The following is a 12455-nucleotide window of genomic DNA, read 5'->3' as shown; positions in this document are numbered from 1 at the left end:
CCACGAGCGTCCCCGCGCCCACATCCTCCGATGCCGGCCGGGTCAGGTGCGGCCAACCCCGCGGGGGTCAGTCCACCGGGTAGCGGTTCTGGAAGGCCAGCCGCTCGTCCGCGTCCGCGCCGATCCGGGTCAGCTCCTCGTCCAGGTCCAGGAACACCTGCCACGGCGGCTGCCCCAGTGCGGCAAGGTGATCGACCACCAGCTGCTCCAGTTCCGGCACCCGCTTGGCCTTCCACACCTTGTCCGCCAGGCTCACCACCAGGTCGGCGAACCCGATGTCCGGCTGGGTCCAGTCGCCGTGGGTGCGGGCGAAGCGGGCGAACTCCTCCGGCACGCCGAAGGTCAGCAGCAGCTCGTACCCGGCCTGCTCGTGCCGCGAGCCGGGTCCGGACAGCTCCTCGACGTGCTCGGTCTTGCCGATGTCGTGGGTGGCCGCGCCGAAGAGCACGGCGGTGCGGTCGAAGCCGGCGGCCGGGTGCGCGAGGGCCAGCCAGTCGGTGAGCCGGGCGGCGACCTCGTGCACCAGGCGCAGGTGCGCGGCCAGCCTCGGCGGGGCGTCCAGGCTGGTCAGCAGGTCCGCGGCCGGGCCGGGCAGCGGGCGGGGGCCGGGGTCGGTGAGCGCGCGGCGCAGCAGGTCACGAGTCATCACTCGACAGTATGAGCCCTCTTGACCGGCCACTGACCAAGTGATTTAGTCACTTTATGAGCCGCCGCGAACAAACGCTTTCCGAGCGACTGGCCGACGACATCGTCGAGATCATTCGCAGTGAGCGGCTGGCGCCCGGCGAGGCGCTGGCCTCCTCCCGCGACCTCGCGCGCAGGCTCGACGTCACCACCCCCACCGTGCGCGAGGCGTTGCGCCGCCTGGAGGCCACCGGCGTGGTCGAGCTGCGGCACGGCTCGGGCACCTACGTCGGCCCCGGCCTGGACCGGCGACTGCTGGCCAACCCGCACCGCCCGCCGGTGACCCGCGACTCCGTGCTCGAACTGGTCGACGCCCGCCTGGTACTGGAACCGGCCATCGCCGCCGAGGCGGCCCGCGCCCGGGTCCCGGAAGCCCTGGCCGCACTGGAATCCGCCGCGGACAACGCGTTGCACCCGCCGGTGAGCGATGTCCGGCCCGCACTGACCTTCCACGTCGCACTGGCCGCGGTGACCGGCAACGGGTTACTGCGGGAGATGGTGGAGGCGTTGCTGCACATGCGGTCCCGGGAACAGATCGAGATCCGGCACCGCTACCACGATCGAGACCGGGACCACGCCGAGCACCGCGAGATCGTCGCCGCGGTCCGGGACGGAGAGGCCGACCTTGCCGAACAACTGGTGCGCGTACACCTCCTGTCCATCCGCGCGGCTGTCGCCGCCGAGCCGATCGGCGGCCAGGAATGACCAGCCACCGGCTTGGTGAACTGACCACCGAACAGGCCGCGGCCGCGGTCAGGGACAGCCCGGTCGTGCTGCTGCCCGCCGGCGCCTTCGAGCAGCACGGGCCGGGGCTGCCGATGGCCACCGACCTCATCCGGGCCGAACGGGTGGCCGATCTGGTCGCGGCCAAGCTTGATGGCCGGGCGGTCATCGGGCCCTCGCTGCCGGTCGGCGTCTCGCCGCACCACCTGGCCTTCGCCGGCACCATCTCCTTGTCCACCACCACCTTCGCCACCCTGGTGCGCGAGTACACCGACAGCCTGTACCGGCACGGCTGGCGCAAGATCCTGGTGATCACCGGGCACGGCGGCAACAACGCCGCGCTCGGCACGGTCGCCCAGGACTACCTGGCCACCCATCCCGACCTCGAGTTCGCCTGGACCCCGCTGACCGCGCTGGCCGGTCAGGTGGTGGCCGGCATGGGCGTCAGCGAGGTGCACGGGCACAGCGGCGAGGCCGAGACCGCGCAGATGCTGCACCTGGCGCCGGAACTGGTGCGCACCAGCCATCTGCGCCCCGGCACCACCACCCTCGACGAACTCTCCCCCTTGGCTCGACTGTCCCGAAAGGACGGTCACCCCAAGCTCGCACTACGCTACGACCGGCTCAGCCCCAACGGGGTGCTGGGCGATCCGCGCCGCGCCACCGCGCAGGCCGGTGAGTCCATTGTGGACACCGTGGTGAACCGGATCGTCGGTTACGTCGACGACTGGCTGGCCACCTGATCAATCCCGCACCACCCCTCGTCAGGGTCGACGAAAGGGATAGCACCATGTCTCGCCTGTCCAGGCTGCGCCTCGCAGCCCTGTTGTGCACCGCGCTCGCGGCAATCCTCCCCAGTGTTGCCGGGACCGCGGCCGGGTCCGAGCCCCCCACTCGGACCGCGATCCCCGGCGGCTGCGGCAAACCATCGCCGCAGTCGCCGGGCACCAGCGCCCTGCACCACCTCGGCAGCGGCGGCCGGGACCGCACCTACCAGCTGCACCTGCCCGCGAACTACGAGTCCACTTCGGACTGGCCGCTGATCCTTGCCTACCACGGGCGCGGCAACACCGGCGCGGGCACCGAGGAGTTCTCCAAGCTGTCCACCCTGCCCGCGGTGGTGGTCTACCCCAACGGCGTCATCGGCACCGGCGAGGGCGATCGCCAGGCCTGGCAGGGCGCGCCGTACTCCGCCCCCGGCGTGGACGACGTGGCCTTCACCAAGGACCTCCTCGATTCGCTGAAAACCACGCTGTGCCTGGACATGCGGCGGGTCTACGCCACCGGCAAGTCCAACGGCAGCGGCTTCATCGACATCCTGGCCTGCACCATGGCCGACCGGATCACCGCCATCGCGCCGATCGCGGGCGCCTTCTACCCCAACGGGATCAACTGCAAGCCCTCCCGCCCGGTACCGGTGATCGACTTCCACGGCACCGCCGACGTGACCATCCCCTACACCGGCGACGAGGACCGCGGCCTGCCCCCGATCCAGAGCTGGGTGAAGCGGTGGGCCGATCGCGACAAGTGCACGCAAACGTTGCCATCACAGCAGATCGGCAGCGACATCACCGTCACCGGCTGGACCCGGTGCAAGGACGGGGCCGAGGTGAAGCACGTCGCGGTGACCGGCGGCGGGCACACCTGGCCGGGCGCCGACAGCTACAGCGGCGGCGGCGTGACCACCCAGACCATCGAGGCGCACGAGGTGCTGTGGAACTTCGTCCGCCAGCACCGCCTGCCCCGCCTCCCCTGCTGACCACCGGGATCCCGACATGACCAACTCCCCTGCCACCGAGCAGACCAAACTGCCCAGGGTGCTCCGCCTGCTGGCCGTGATCGAACGCGCGGGCAACGCGCTGCCGCACCCGTTCTGGTTGTTCTGGCTGTTGTCCCTGCTGCTGGGCGTGATCAGCGCGGTGCTGGCCGGGTTCGGCGTGTCCGTGATCTCGCCCAGCAACGGCAAGACCGTCACCGTGCGGAACCTGTTCAGCGGCGACGGCCTGGCCATGGCACTGTCCACAATGGTCGAGAACTTCGCCAAGTTCCCGCCGATGGCCACCATCGTGGTGGTGATCATGGGTGTGGCGGTGGCCGAACGCAGCGGATTCCTGGGCACGCTGATGAAGGTCGGCGTGTCCAGGGTGCCCGCCTCCTGGGTGGTCTTCGCGGTCGCCTTCGCCGGCACCGTGGCGCACGTGGCCTCCGCGGCCGCCTACATCATCCTGGTCCCGTTGGGCGGCCTGGCTTTCCGCGCGGTCGGCAAATCGCCGATCCTGGGCATCGTGGTGGCCTACACCGCCATCGCCTCCGGTTATGACGCCAGTCCGGTGCCCACCCCCAACGACGCGATCTTCGCCGGCATCACCACCGCGGCGGCCCGGCTGATCAGCCCGGAGATCACCGTCTCCCCGCTGAGCAACTGGTTCTTCAACATCGCCTCCTCACTGCTGCTGGCCCTGGTGATCACCCTGGTCACCAAGCTGGTGCTGAACAAACGCACCGACCTGGACCCCGACCCGGACGCCGACCTCACCGACATCGGCGATCTGGTTGTCGCCCAACGGGAACGCCTGGCCCTGCGGCTGTCCCTGGCCACCCTGGTGCTCTCCCTCGGTGTGCTGACCGCGCTCACCCTGCCGAGCTGGTCCCCGTTGCGGGGCAAGGGCGGCAGCATCATCGACTCCCCGCTGCTGGACGGCATCGCCGCGGTGGTCGCGCTGTTGTTCGGCGTGGTCGGCATCGTCTACGGCGTCACCGCCGGAACCATCCGCAAGGCGGGCGACGTGCCCAAGCTGATGGTCGAGGGCCTCAAGCAGATGGCCCCGGTGCTGGTGCTGTTCTTCGCCATCGCCCAGTTCCTGGCCTACTTCGAGTGGACCAAACTCGGCGACGTGCTCGCGGTGAACGCGGCCGAGGTCTTCCGCAACAGCGGCCTGCCCATCCCAGTGATCTTCCTGCTGGTGCTGGTCCTGCTGACCCTGGTCAACGTGATGGTCACCAGCGGCTCGGCGATGTGGTCGATCGCGGCCCCGGTGCTGGTGCCGATGCTGATGCTGGTGCACATCTCACCGGAGACCACCCAGGCGTTGTTCCGCATCGCCGACTCCGGCTCCACCGCGATCACCCCGATGAGCCCGTACTTCATCATGGCGCTCGGTTTCATGCAGCGATACCGCAAGAACGCGGGCATCGGCACCCTGGCCTCCTACACATTGCCACTGGCGGTGGCGATGACCCTGAGCTGGACGCTGTTGTTCCTGACCTGGTGGGGCCTGGGCATTCCCTGGGGACCGGGCGCCCCCTCACGCTGAGCCCCATCACACCCACCGAGCCCCGTAACCGCCCACCGAGCCCCGTCACGCCGACAGCGGCAACTCCCCGATGATCCACTCCAACCGGATCTCTGAGGACACCAGCCGCCACCCTCCCGGCCTGCGCGCCACCGTGTAGGTGACGCGCAGGCCGGAGGTGCGATGCGGAGCCGCGCCCTGTAGGTAGAAGTGCACAACCTGGTTGGCGTGCACCACACCCCGATCCCCGTCCACCTCGATCAGCACATCACTGTGGAAGTGCTGAAACCGATCCCCCTGATCCGAACCCCGGACGAACTCCACCACCCGCGCCAGCCCACGGAACTCCCCACGCGGACTCCGCACCACCACATCCCGGTCATAGATCTCCGCCGGATCCCCACCCAGCCCATCCAGCCACCGCCCCAGCCTCGCCAGCAGGTCGGCGATCTCATTGCGGTCCAACAACTTCCCTAGCTCGCCCATAACCCCTCAGCTCATTTCGTTGGCGAGACCAACGCTAACACAGAACGTTGGTGACACCAACAATCCTGCTAGGCTGCGCCCCATGTCCGAGGCCCCACACCGCCTGAGCAGCCGCCCCAGCTACCTGCTGACCCAGACCGCCACCCACGCCCGGCGCCTGGTCACCGAGGCGTTCACCAGCGAGGGCGCCCGCGGCTACCAGTACCGCCTGCTGGCCACGCTGCACGAGTTCGGCCCAGCCAGTCAGGCGGACCTGGGCCGCCGAGGCAACATGGACCGCAGCGACGTCGTAGGCACCCTCAACGAACTCGTCGCCCAAGGCCACGCCGACCGCACCCCGGACCCGGCCGACGCCCGCCGCAACATCATCCACCTCACCGCGGCAGGCGAAGCCCACCTACGCCGCCTGGACACCGCCCTGGACACCGCCCAGAACCAACTTACCGCGCCCCTGTCCGCGGCCGAACGCACCCAGCTGGTCGACCTGCTGACCCGCCTGCTCGCCCACCACACCCCGGACTGACACCCCGGCGACCAACGACGGCCCCGCACCAGCACACCACATCAACCGGCCCGGCAAGCCCCGGCCCCGCCCCGACTCTGGCCACCCAGCTCGCGCCACCCGGCTCGAACCCCGGATCGCGCGCCCGGCTCGGGCCTCCTGGCTCGCGCCTCGACTCTGCCAGCCCCGGTCAGCGCCGTGCTGAGCCACGCCAGCCCGGCCTGGCCCTGCCTGACCAGCGCTGTCCCGATCGCCACCCGGAAGCTCCGACCCACGCCATCCAGGCCGACGCCGTCCCGATCCCGACCGGACGCTCCAACTCCCGTCCTCCCGGCCCGCACGCCCCGTTTCCGGCCCGCGCGCTCCGACCGACGCCATCCCGGTCAGCGCCGTCCCGACCCGGCCCGGACGCTCCGACTCACGCCATCCCGGCCCGCGTCTTCCCCGCCCCGCCCGCCGCTTCCTCTGCGGAACGCTTTTCAAGCCGAAAAGGTTGCCTTCAGCCCCCGACCAACTCACCAACCGCAGGTCACCGGCCCGCAACAGCCTAAACCGGCGCAGACCCCCGGCCCGCGACAAGCCCATCCGCCGCAGTTCCCCCGGCCACCGGCCCGCCTCAACACCCGCGTCGATCCCTGGTCTCCGCCGCCGCCGCACCAGCCCGGTCAAAACCCTCACCACCGCCCCCACCAGCGTCTACCCTGCCGATCATGCCGACCTTCCTCGCCCCCGATGGCACCAAGCTGACCTACCACGTCGAGGGCACGGGCGCCCCGCTGATCTGCCTGCCCGGCGGTCCGATGGTCGCCTCGGGCTACCTCGGCGATCTGGCCGGCCTGACCGCGCACCGCACCCTGATCCGGCTGGACCTGCGTGGCACCGGCGAGTCCGCGATCCCGGCCGATCTGGCCACCTACCGCTGCGACCGCCAGGTCGCCGATGTCGAGGCTCTTCGTGTGCACCTCGGTCTGGACCGGATCGACGTGCTCGCGCACTCCGCGGGCGGCGACCTCACCCTGTCCTACGCGGGGGCGTACCCGGAGCGGATCTCCTCGCTGGTGCTGCTCAACGCGCGGGCTCGCGCGGTGGGCATCGAGTTCCCGCAGTCCGATCGGGACGAGGCCATCGCGCTGCGCGTCGACGAGCCCTGGTACCCGGCGGCCATCGCCGCGCTGGCGAAGATCCGCGCGGGTGAGGCGAGCCCGGAGTTGTGGGACAAGTTGCAGCCGTTCACCTACCGCCGCTGGAACGCCGACAGCCGGGCCGACGCCGAGTACTGCGCCGCGCACCGCAATGTCGAGGCGGCCGCCGCCTACCCTGGCGAGGGCGCGTTCGATCCGGAGGCCACCCGTGCCGGGCTTGCCCGGCTGAGCGCCCCGGTGCTGCTCGTCTCCGGCAGTCTGGACAGCGGTCCTCGGCCCAAGGTGGTCGAGTCGATGGTCCCGCTGTTCGGCAACGCCACCCACGTGGAACTGCCGCAGGTCGCGCACATCCCGTGGCTGGACAACCCGGAAGCCTTCCGCGCCACCGTGATTCCCTTCCTCACCGCCTCCTAACCGAGCTGCGTTGATCGTTTGGCCAGCCCGTACCAGAACCCGTCGATCACCGTGCGCTGCCCGGCCAGTTCGTCCAGACCCGCGCCCAGGGTGACGAACAGTGGGGCGAAGTGCTCGGTGCGAGGGTGTGCCAGCCGGGCGGCCGGGGCCTTGTGCTCGAAGTCCAGCAACGCGTCCAGGTCGGCCGCGGCCAGCGTCCGCGCGCCCCAGTCGTCGAACTCGGTCATCACCGACTGCGGCACGCCGGTGGTCATCGCGCGCAGGTTGTGCGTGAAGAACCCGCTGCCCACGATCAGCACACCCTCCTCCCGCAGTGGCGCGAGTTTGCGGCCGACCTCGAGCAACCGCCGCGGGTCCAGCGCGGGCAGGGACACCTGCAGCACCGGGATGTCCGCGTCGGGGTACATCTCCACCAGCGGCACGTACGCGCCGTGGTCCAGGCCCCGGTCCGGCACCTGCTGGACCGGGGTTCCCGGGCCACGCAACAACTTGGTGACCTGCGCGGCGAGTTCCGGCGCGCCCGGCGCCGGGTAGGTCACCTGGTAGAAGCGCTGTTCGAAGCCGGTGAAGTCGTAGACCAGCGGCACCGTGGTGGTGGCGCCCAGCGCGAGCGGGGCCTCCTCCCAGTGCGCGGAGACCATCAGGATCGCCTTGGGGCGCGGCAGGTTCGCCGACCAGTCGGCCAGTTCCTTGGTCCACAGTGGATCGTCGGCGAGCATCGGCGCGCCGTGCGAGAGATAGAGCGTGGGCATCCTCATCGCGGTCACACCGCCAATCCGTGCAGGGCGATGGTGTGCCCGGTGTGGTCGACCTTGGCCCGCAGGTAACGCAGGTTGGTCTCGGTGGCGAACACGCCGGTGGGCGTCGTGTGCCGGATCCGCACGCCCAGCGCGCGCAGCTGTCCGGCCTTGTCCGGGTTGTTGGACAGCAGGTCCACCTCGCCAAGGCCCAGGGCGTGCAGCATCTGCGCGGCCGGGGTGTAGTCCCGGTCGTCCTCTGGCAGGCCCAGCGCGGTGTTGGCCGCGTAGGTGTCCAGGCCGGCCTCCTGCAGCGCGTAGGCGTCCAGCTTGTTGTACAGGCCGATGCCTCGACCCTCCTGGCGCAGGTAGAGCAGCACGCCGCCACGCTCCTGGATCCGCTCGACCGCCTCGCGCAGCTGCGGTCCGCAGTCACAGCGGGCCGAGCCGAACACATCGCCGGTCAGGCACTCCGAGTGCAGGCGCACCAACGGATCCGGCGTGCGGGCGGGGTCGCCGAAGACCAGCGCCAGGTGCTCCAGACCGTCGACGAGGCCGCGGAAGGTGACCGCGGTCGCGGTCACCGAGAAACCGTCGCCGAAGCGCAACGGGATCCGCACCCTGGTGCGTACCGTGGCCTGGGGCCGGGGGTGTGCCATGGGAACCTCCGAGCAGGTGGTTCAAACTCTAACTATCTTGGACCCTACGCTCCATTTCAAATTTGAACAACTAGTTTTTCAGCAGTGCTCGACCAGGGCGAGTTCGGCTCCGACCCAGCGCGCGGTCTCCCGCAGCGTCCGCGCCAGCAGCTCCACCCGGGCCTCGCCCATGCCGGGGAACAGGACCAGCGCGAGCGGCGCCGCCCCGCCCACCGGCACGGCCAGGCAGCGCAGCCCGCCGGGTAACTCGGTGTCCAGCCACTCCCACTCCCCGCCGAGCAGGGCCCGGCCCAGCGCGGAGTCCGCGGCGGGCAGGCGCGAGCCCACGGCCAGGTCCAGCCGGACCACCCGCCCGGTGCCCACCACCGCGACGCAGCGCAGGTCAGCGCCCTCCAGCAGCAACGCGGCCACCGGCGCGCCCGCCGCCGCGGCCAGCTGGGCGATCCTGGGCTGCACCACCTCGGGCAGGGTGAGCGCGGACAGCTTGGCGTAGCCCAGGTCGAGCACCGAGGGCAGCAGCCGGTACACGCCCTCGTCCTCGGTGGCGTAGCCGTTCTCGTGCAGGGTCAGCAGCGCCCGCCGGGCGGTGGCCCTGGTCAGCCCGGCGACCCTGGCCGCGGTGGCCACGGTCAGCCCGCCCGTGCGGAAGGCGGCGAGCACGGCCAGGCCGCGGGCCAGCGATTCCAGGTACTCCATGCCCAGCCCGTTCTTCGCCGAGGCCACCTCGGCGGTCGGCAGTTCGACCGGCGGCTCCGGCTGGGCGAGCACGGCCTCCATCTCCCGCACCGCGGCCCGCAACCGCGGCAGCACGGTGGCCCGCAGGCTGTCCGGGGTGTGCCTGCTGGTGTGGCTGAGCACGCTGACCGCGCCCAGCTGACCGCGCCCGCGCACCGGCACCGCCAGGGCGAGCAGCCCGGGTTCCACCCACTCCTCGTCCAGGCACCAGCCCGCCTTCCAGGCCCGGTGCACCCGCAGGTGGAACAGGCGCAGCCGGTCGAAGGGCTCCTCGCGCAGCGGCGGCACCGCGGGAAAGCCGTGGTCGAGCGGGTCCGCGGCCCTGGCCTGGGACCACTCGTAGTACTGCTCGGCCTCCCAGCCCGCGGCCAGCACCACGCCTGCCGCGGACCGGTCGGCCGGCAGCAGGCCGCCGATGTGGAAGGCGAGGTACATCGCCCGCCGCCGCGCGGACTGGGCCACCAGCCGCGCGCCGCCGACATCGGGCACGGCCAGCGACACCGATTCGTCCAGTTCGGCCGACAGCCTGGCCAGCAGCGGGCGCAGCGGCTCGACCAGGCCCGATCCGACCAGGTAGGCGTTGCCGAAGATCAGCAACTGGGGAGTGGGCAGCAGGTCGGGACCTTCGGCGCGCAGCAGGCCCAGATGCAGCAGGGTGGCCGTGATCCGGTCGACGGTGGACCGCGGCAGCCCGGTCAGCCGGACCAGGTCGGCCCGGCGCAGCCTGGCTCCCTGGTGCGCGCCGATCACGCGCAACACCGTGAGTCCGCGTTCCAAAGGCCCGTTCTCCGGCACGGTCCGTCCCTTCCCGCCGATGGCTGTTGACGGCCCAGCTTGCGTCACGCCAGACTGCACCGCACTCAGAACGAACAAAACTTCGCTATGCGAACGCCGGAGGGTCATGTGCCCATCCTTCATTCATGCGACCGCAACCGATCAGCCAGCTCCGCCAGACCGGCGGCCAGTCCCCGGAACCGCTCGGGGTCCAGCCCCTCCACGAACGCCGTCCGCACCAGCGCGGCATGCCCAGGCGCGGCGGCGCGCAGCCGGGCCCAGCCCGCCGAGGTGAGTTCGGCGATCACGCCACGCACATCGGTCGGGCAGCTCCGCCGGGTCACCAGACCCAGTTTCTCCAGCTGCGCCACCTGATAGCTCAGCCCGCTCTTGGAGGTGACCGCGGCCTCGGCCAGCTCGGTCATCCGCAGCTCGCCACCGGCCTCGGACAGGCGCACCAGCACCTCGTACTGCGGATGCGACAGCCCGTTCTCCCTGAGCTGCTGCTCCACCAGGCGGTTCAGCAGGGCGCCCGCGGTCAGGAAGTCCTGCCACGCGGTCAGCTCCGACCCGTCCAGCCAACGCGGTTCGTCCACAACCCCCCACCCTACCCCCTTAGTTCAAACTTGAACCTCACCGGAGGAGATCCCGTGCGCACCCGCCAGCTCCTGATCAACGGCGCCGAACGCCCCGCCGCGAACCAGCGCACCACCCCCGACCACTCCCCCTGGACCGGCGAGGTGTTCGCCGAGGTCGCCGCGGCGAGTCCGGCCGATGTCACCCTCGCCACCGAGGCCGCCCAGGCGGCGTTCCCGGCCTGGGCGGCGGCCCGGCCCAGTGAGCGGCGCGCGGTCCTGCTCAAGGCCGCCGACCTGCTGGAACAGCGCGCCGAAGAGGTGGTCGAGCTGATCTCCGCGGAGACCGGCGGCACCCGCGGCTGGGGCCTGTTCAACGTCGACCTGGCAGGCCAGATCCTGCGTGAGGCCGCCGCCGCGGCCACCCAGCCGGTGGGCGAGGTGCTGACCACGGAGTTCGGCGGCCAACTCTCCCTGGCCGTGCGCGAACCGGCTGGCGTGGTGGCCGCGTTCTCGCCGTGGAACGCCCCGGTGATCCTGGGCATCCGGTCGATCGCGGTGCCGCTGGCGGTCGGCAACACGGTGGTGCTCAAGCCGACCGAGGACGCCCCCATCGCGGCCGGCTACTTCCTGGCCGACCTGCTGCACGAGGCCGGTCTGCCGCCCGGCGTGCTCAACGTGATCAGCAACGCCAGGGCGGACGCCGCCGAGATCGCCCGCGCCCTGATCGCCGATCCCAGGGTCCGGCTGGTCAACTTCACCGGCTCCACCGGCGTCGGCCGCCTGATCGGCATCGCCGCCGCCGAACACCTCAAGCCCGCGATCCTGGAGCTGGGCGGCAAGAACTCGGTGCTGGTGCTCGACGACGCCGATCTGGACCACGCCGCCGCCGCCGTCAACTTCGGCGCCTTCGCCAACACCGGCCAGATCTGCATGTCCGCGGACCGGGTCCTGGTGCAGCGGAAGGTCGCCGAGGAGTTCACCGCCAAACTCGCCGCCCGCGCCGCCACGCTGCGCCAGGGCGCCCCCACCGACCCGACAACCACCCTCGGCCCGTTGATCAGCGCCAACTCGGCCAACCGGGTGGCCACCCTGGTCGCCGAAACGGTCGAGGCGGGCGCCACCCTGCACACCGGCGGCGGCCCGGCCGAGGGCGCGGGCTACCCCGCCACCGTGTTGTCGGGCATCACCCCCGACATGCGCATCCACCACGAGGAGGTCTTCGGCCCGGTCTGCACCGTGCTCACCTTCGACACCGACGAGGAGGCCATCGCACTGGCCAACAGCACCGACTACGGCCTGAGCACCGGCATCCTGACCACCCACCAGGGCCGCGGCCTGACCATCGCCCGCCAGCTGCACACCGGCATCGCGCACGTCGGCGACCAGTCCGTGGCCGACGAACCCCAGGCCCCCTTCGGCGGCGTGGGCCAGAGCGGCTACGGCAAGTTCGGCGGCCGCTGGGGCGTGGACGCCTTCACCACCACCCGCTGGATCACCCTGGGCCCCCAGCACAGCAACTACCCGATCTAGACCCGTCAGCCCGCGGCCAGCCGATCAGGCAGCCGGACGGGCAGCCGACGGCTGTCTCCGCGCCCCGGCGGGCAGACAGGCGGGCTGAGGCAAATGGCCTGGCGGGCGACTGATCAGCGGTCGGCGGGCCGAGCAATCGCGGCCAACTGCGAGCGACGGATGGCGGCGGCGATCGGCGCCAGGAGGAGGAGGAGGAGG

General features: G+C 71.3%; 13 protein-coding genes. 7 read left to right on the top strand and 6 right to left on the bottom strand.

The window, feature by feature from the left end; genetic code table 11:
• Positions 1-67: 67 nt before the first annotated feature.
• Entirely contained in the window at positions 68-646 is a 579-nt protein-coding gene (locus HNR67_RS20475) for an HD domain-containing protein (RefSeq protein ID WP_185003849.1), read from the bottom strand.
• Positions 647-702: 56 nt separating this feature from the next.
• Between HNR67_RS20475 and HNR67_RS20470 the strand changes: the two genes are divergently transcribed.
• The 4 genes from HNR67_RS20470 to HNR67_RS20455 are packed head-to-tail and all read left to right on the top strand — an operon-like array spanning position 703 to position 4721.
• Positions 703-1389 carry a FadR/GntR family transcriptional regulator gene (locus HNR67_RS20470; protein WP_185003848.1) on the top strand — a complete coding sequence of 229 codons (687 nt, stop codon included), beginning with the start codon at positions 703-705 and terminating at the stop codon, positions 1387-1389.
• Positions 1386-2150: a creatininase family protein gene (locus HNR67_RS20465; protein ID WP_185003847.1), complete on the top strand. Its 765-nt coding sequence runs from the start codon at positions 1386-1388 to the stop codon at positions 2148-2150. The genes HNR67_RS20470 and HNR67_RS20465 overlap by 4 nt, the downstream gene beginning before the upstream one ends.
• A 47-nt stretch (positions 2151-2197) precedes the next feature.
• Positions 2198-3166, top strand: a complete 969-nt coding sequence (locus HNR67_RS20460) for an alpha/beta hydrolase family esterase (RefSeq protein WP_185003846.1) — start codon at positions 2198-2200, stop codon at positions 3164-3166.
• Positions 3167-3182: 16 nt separating this feature from the next.
• Complete coding sequence (locus HNR67_RS20455; RefSeq protein ID WP_185003845.1) at positions 3183-4721, top strand: AbgT family transporter; 1539 nt, start codon at positions 3183-3185, stop codon at positions 4719-4721.
• Between the two features lie 45 nt (positions 4722-4766).
• Here the strand turns inward: HNR67_RS20455 and HNR67_RS20450 are convergent, their stop codons facing one another.
• On the bottom strand, positions 4767-5186 hold the full coding sequence (locus tag HNR67_RS20450) for a nuclear transport factor 2 family protein (RefSeq protein WP_185003844.1): 420 nt from the start codon (positions 5184-5186) through the stop codon (positions 4767-4769).
• 82 nt (positions 5187-5268) lie between these two features.
• Here HNR67_RS20450 and HNR67_RS20445 point away from each other — a divergent pair, with 82 nt between their 5' ends.
• Both HNR67_RS20445 and HNR67_RS20440 read left to right on the top strand, forming a co-directional pair.
• Entirely contained in the window at positions 5269-5709 is a 441-nt protein-coding gene (locus HNR67_RS20445; RefSeq protein WP_185003843.1) for a MarR family winged helix-turn-helix transcriptional regulator, read from the top strand.
• A 689-nt stretch (positions 5710-6398) separates the two neighbouring features.
• Entirely contained in the window at positions 6399-7244 is an 846-nt protein-coding gene (locus tag HNR67_RS20440) for an alpha/beta fold hydrolase (RefSeq protein ID WP_185003842.1), read from the top strand.
• Here the strand turns inward: HNR67_RS20440 and HNR67_RS20435 are convergent.
• The 4 genes from HNR67_RS20435 to HNR67_RS20420 form a co-directional block, all read right to left on the bottom strand.
• On the bottom strand, positions 7241-8002 hold the full coding sequence (locus HNR67_RS20435) for a dioxygenase family protein (protein WP_185010904.1): 762 nt from the start codon (positions 8000-8002) through the stop codon (positions 7241-7243). The genes HNR67_RS20440 and HNR67_RS20435 overlap by 4 nt on opposite strands.
• A 5-nt stretch (positions 8003-8007) precedes the next feature.
• Entirely contained in the window at positions 8008-8640 is a 633-nt protein-coding gene (locus HNR67_RS20430; RefSeq protein ID WP_185003841.1) for a GTP cyclohydrolase II, read from the bottom strand.
• A 78-nt stretch (positions 8641-8718) separates the two neighbouring features.
• Positions 8719-10170, bottom strand: coding sequence for an IclR family transcriptional regulator domain-containing protein (locus tag HNR67_RS44595; RefSeq protein WP_185003840.1), 1452 nt, complete (start codon positions 10168-10170; stop codon positions 8719-8721).
• A 119-nt stretch (positions 10171-10289) separates the two neighbouring features.
• Positions 10290-10745: a MarR family winged helix-turn-helix transcriptional regulator gene (locus HNR67_RS20420; protein WP_185003839.1), complete on the bottom strand. Its 456-nt coding sequence runs from the start codon at positions 10743-10745 to the stop codon at positions 10290-10292.
• A gap of 54 nt (positions 10746-10799) precedes the next feature.
• Between HNR67_RS20420 and HNR67_RS20415 the strand changes: the two genes are divergently transcribed.
• A complete protein-coding gene (locus HNR67_RS20415) occupies positions 10800-12257 on the top strand; it encodes an aldehyde dehydrogenase family protein (RefSeq protein WP_185003838.1) in 1458 nt (485 codons plus the stop codon).
• Positions 12258-12455 lie beyond the last annotated feature (198 nt).

The sequence above is a fragment of the Crossiella cryophila genome (assembly GCF_014204915.1).
Taxonomy (GTDB): domain Bacteria; phylum Actinomycetota; class Actinomycetes; order Mycobacteriales; family Pseudonocardiaceae; genus Crossiella; species Crossiella cryophila.
The sequence above is the reverse complement of the archived record's forward strand: the minus strand, read 5'-3'. Positions and strand labels throughout refer to the sequence as shown.

Coding starts and splice junctions, on each gene's coding strand:
- HNR67_RS20470 (WP_185003848.1), top strand. CDS start 703: ATGAGCCGCCGCGAACAAACGCTTTCCGAGCGACTGGCCGACGACATC.
- HNR67_RS20450 (WP_185003844.1), bottom strand. CDS start 5,186: ATGGGCGAGCTAGGGAAGTTGTTGGACCGCAATGAGATCGCCGACCTG.
- HNR67_RS20465 (WP_185003847.1), top strand. CDS start 1,386: ATGACCAGCCACCGGCTTGGTGAACTGACCACCGAACAGGCCGCGGCC.
- HNR67_RS20475 (WP_185003849.1), bottom strand. CDS start 646: ATGACTCGTGACCTGCTGCGCCGCGCGCTCACCGACCCCGGCCCCCGC.
- HNR67_RS20435 (WP_185010904.1), bottom strand. CDS start 8,002: ATGAGGATGCCCACGCTCTATCTCTCGCACGGCGCGCCGATGCTCGCC.
- HNR67_RS20430 (WP_185003841.1), bottom strand. CDS start 8,640: ATGGCACACCCCCGGCCCCAGGCCACGGTACGCACCAGGGTGCGGATC.
- HNR67_RS20440 (WP_185003842.1), top strand. CDS start 6,399: ATGCCGACCTTCCTCGCCCCCGATGGCACCAAGCTGACCTACCACGTC.
- HNR67_RS20445 (WP_185003843.1), top strand. CDS start 5,269: ATGTCCGAGGCCCCACACCGCCTGAGCAGCCGCCCCAGCTACCTGCTG.
- HNR67_RS20455 (WP_185003845.1), top strand. CDS start 3,183: ATGACCAACTCCCCTGCCACCGAGCAGACCAAACTGCCCAGGGTGCTC.
- HNR67_RS20460 (WP_185003846.1), top strand. CDS start 2,198: ATGTCTCGCCTGTCCAGGCTGCGCCTCGCAGCCCTGTTGTGCACCGCG.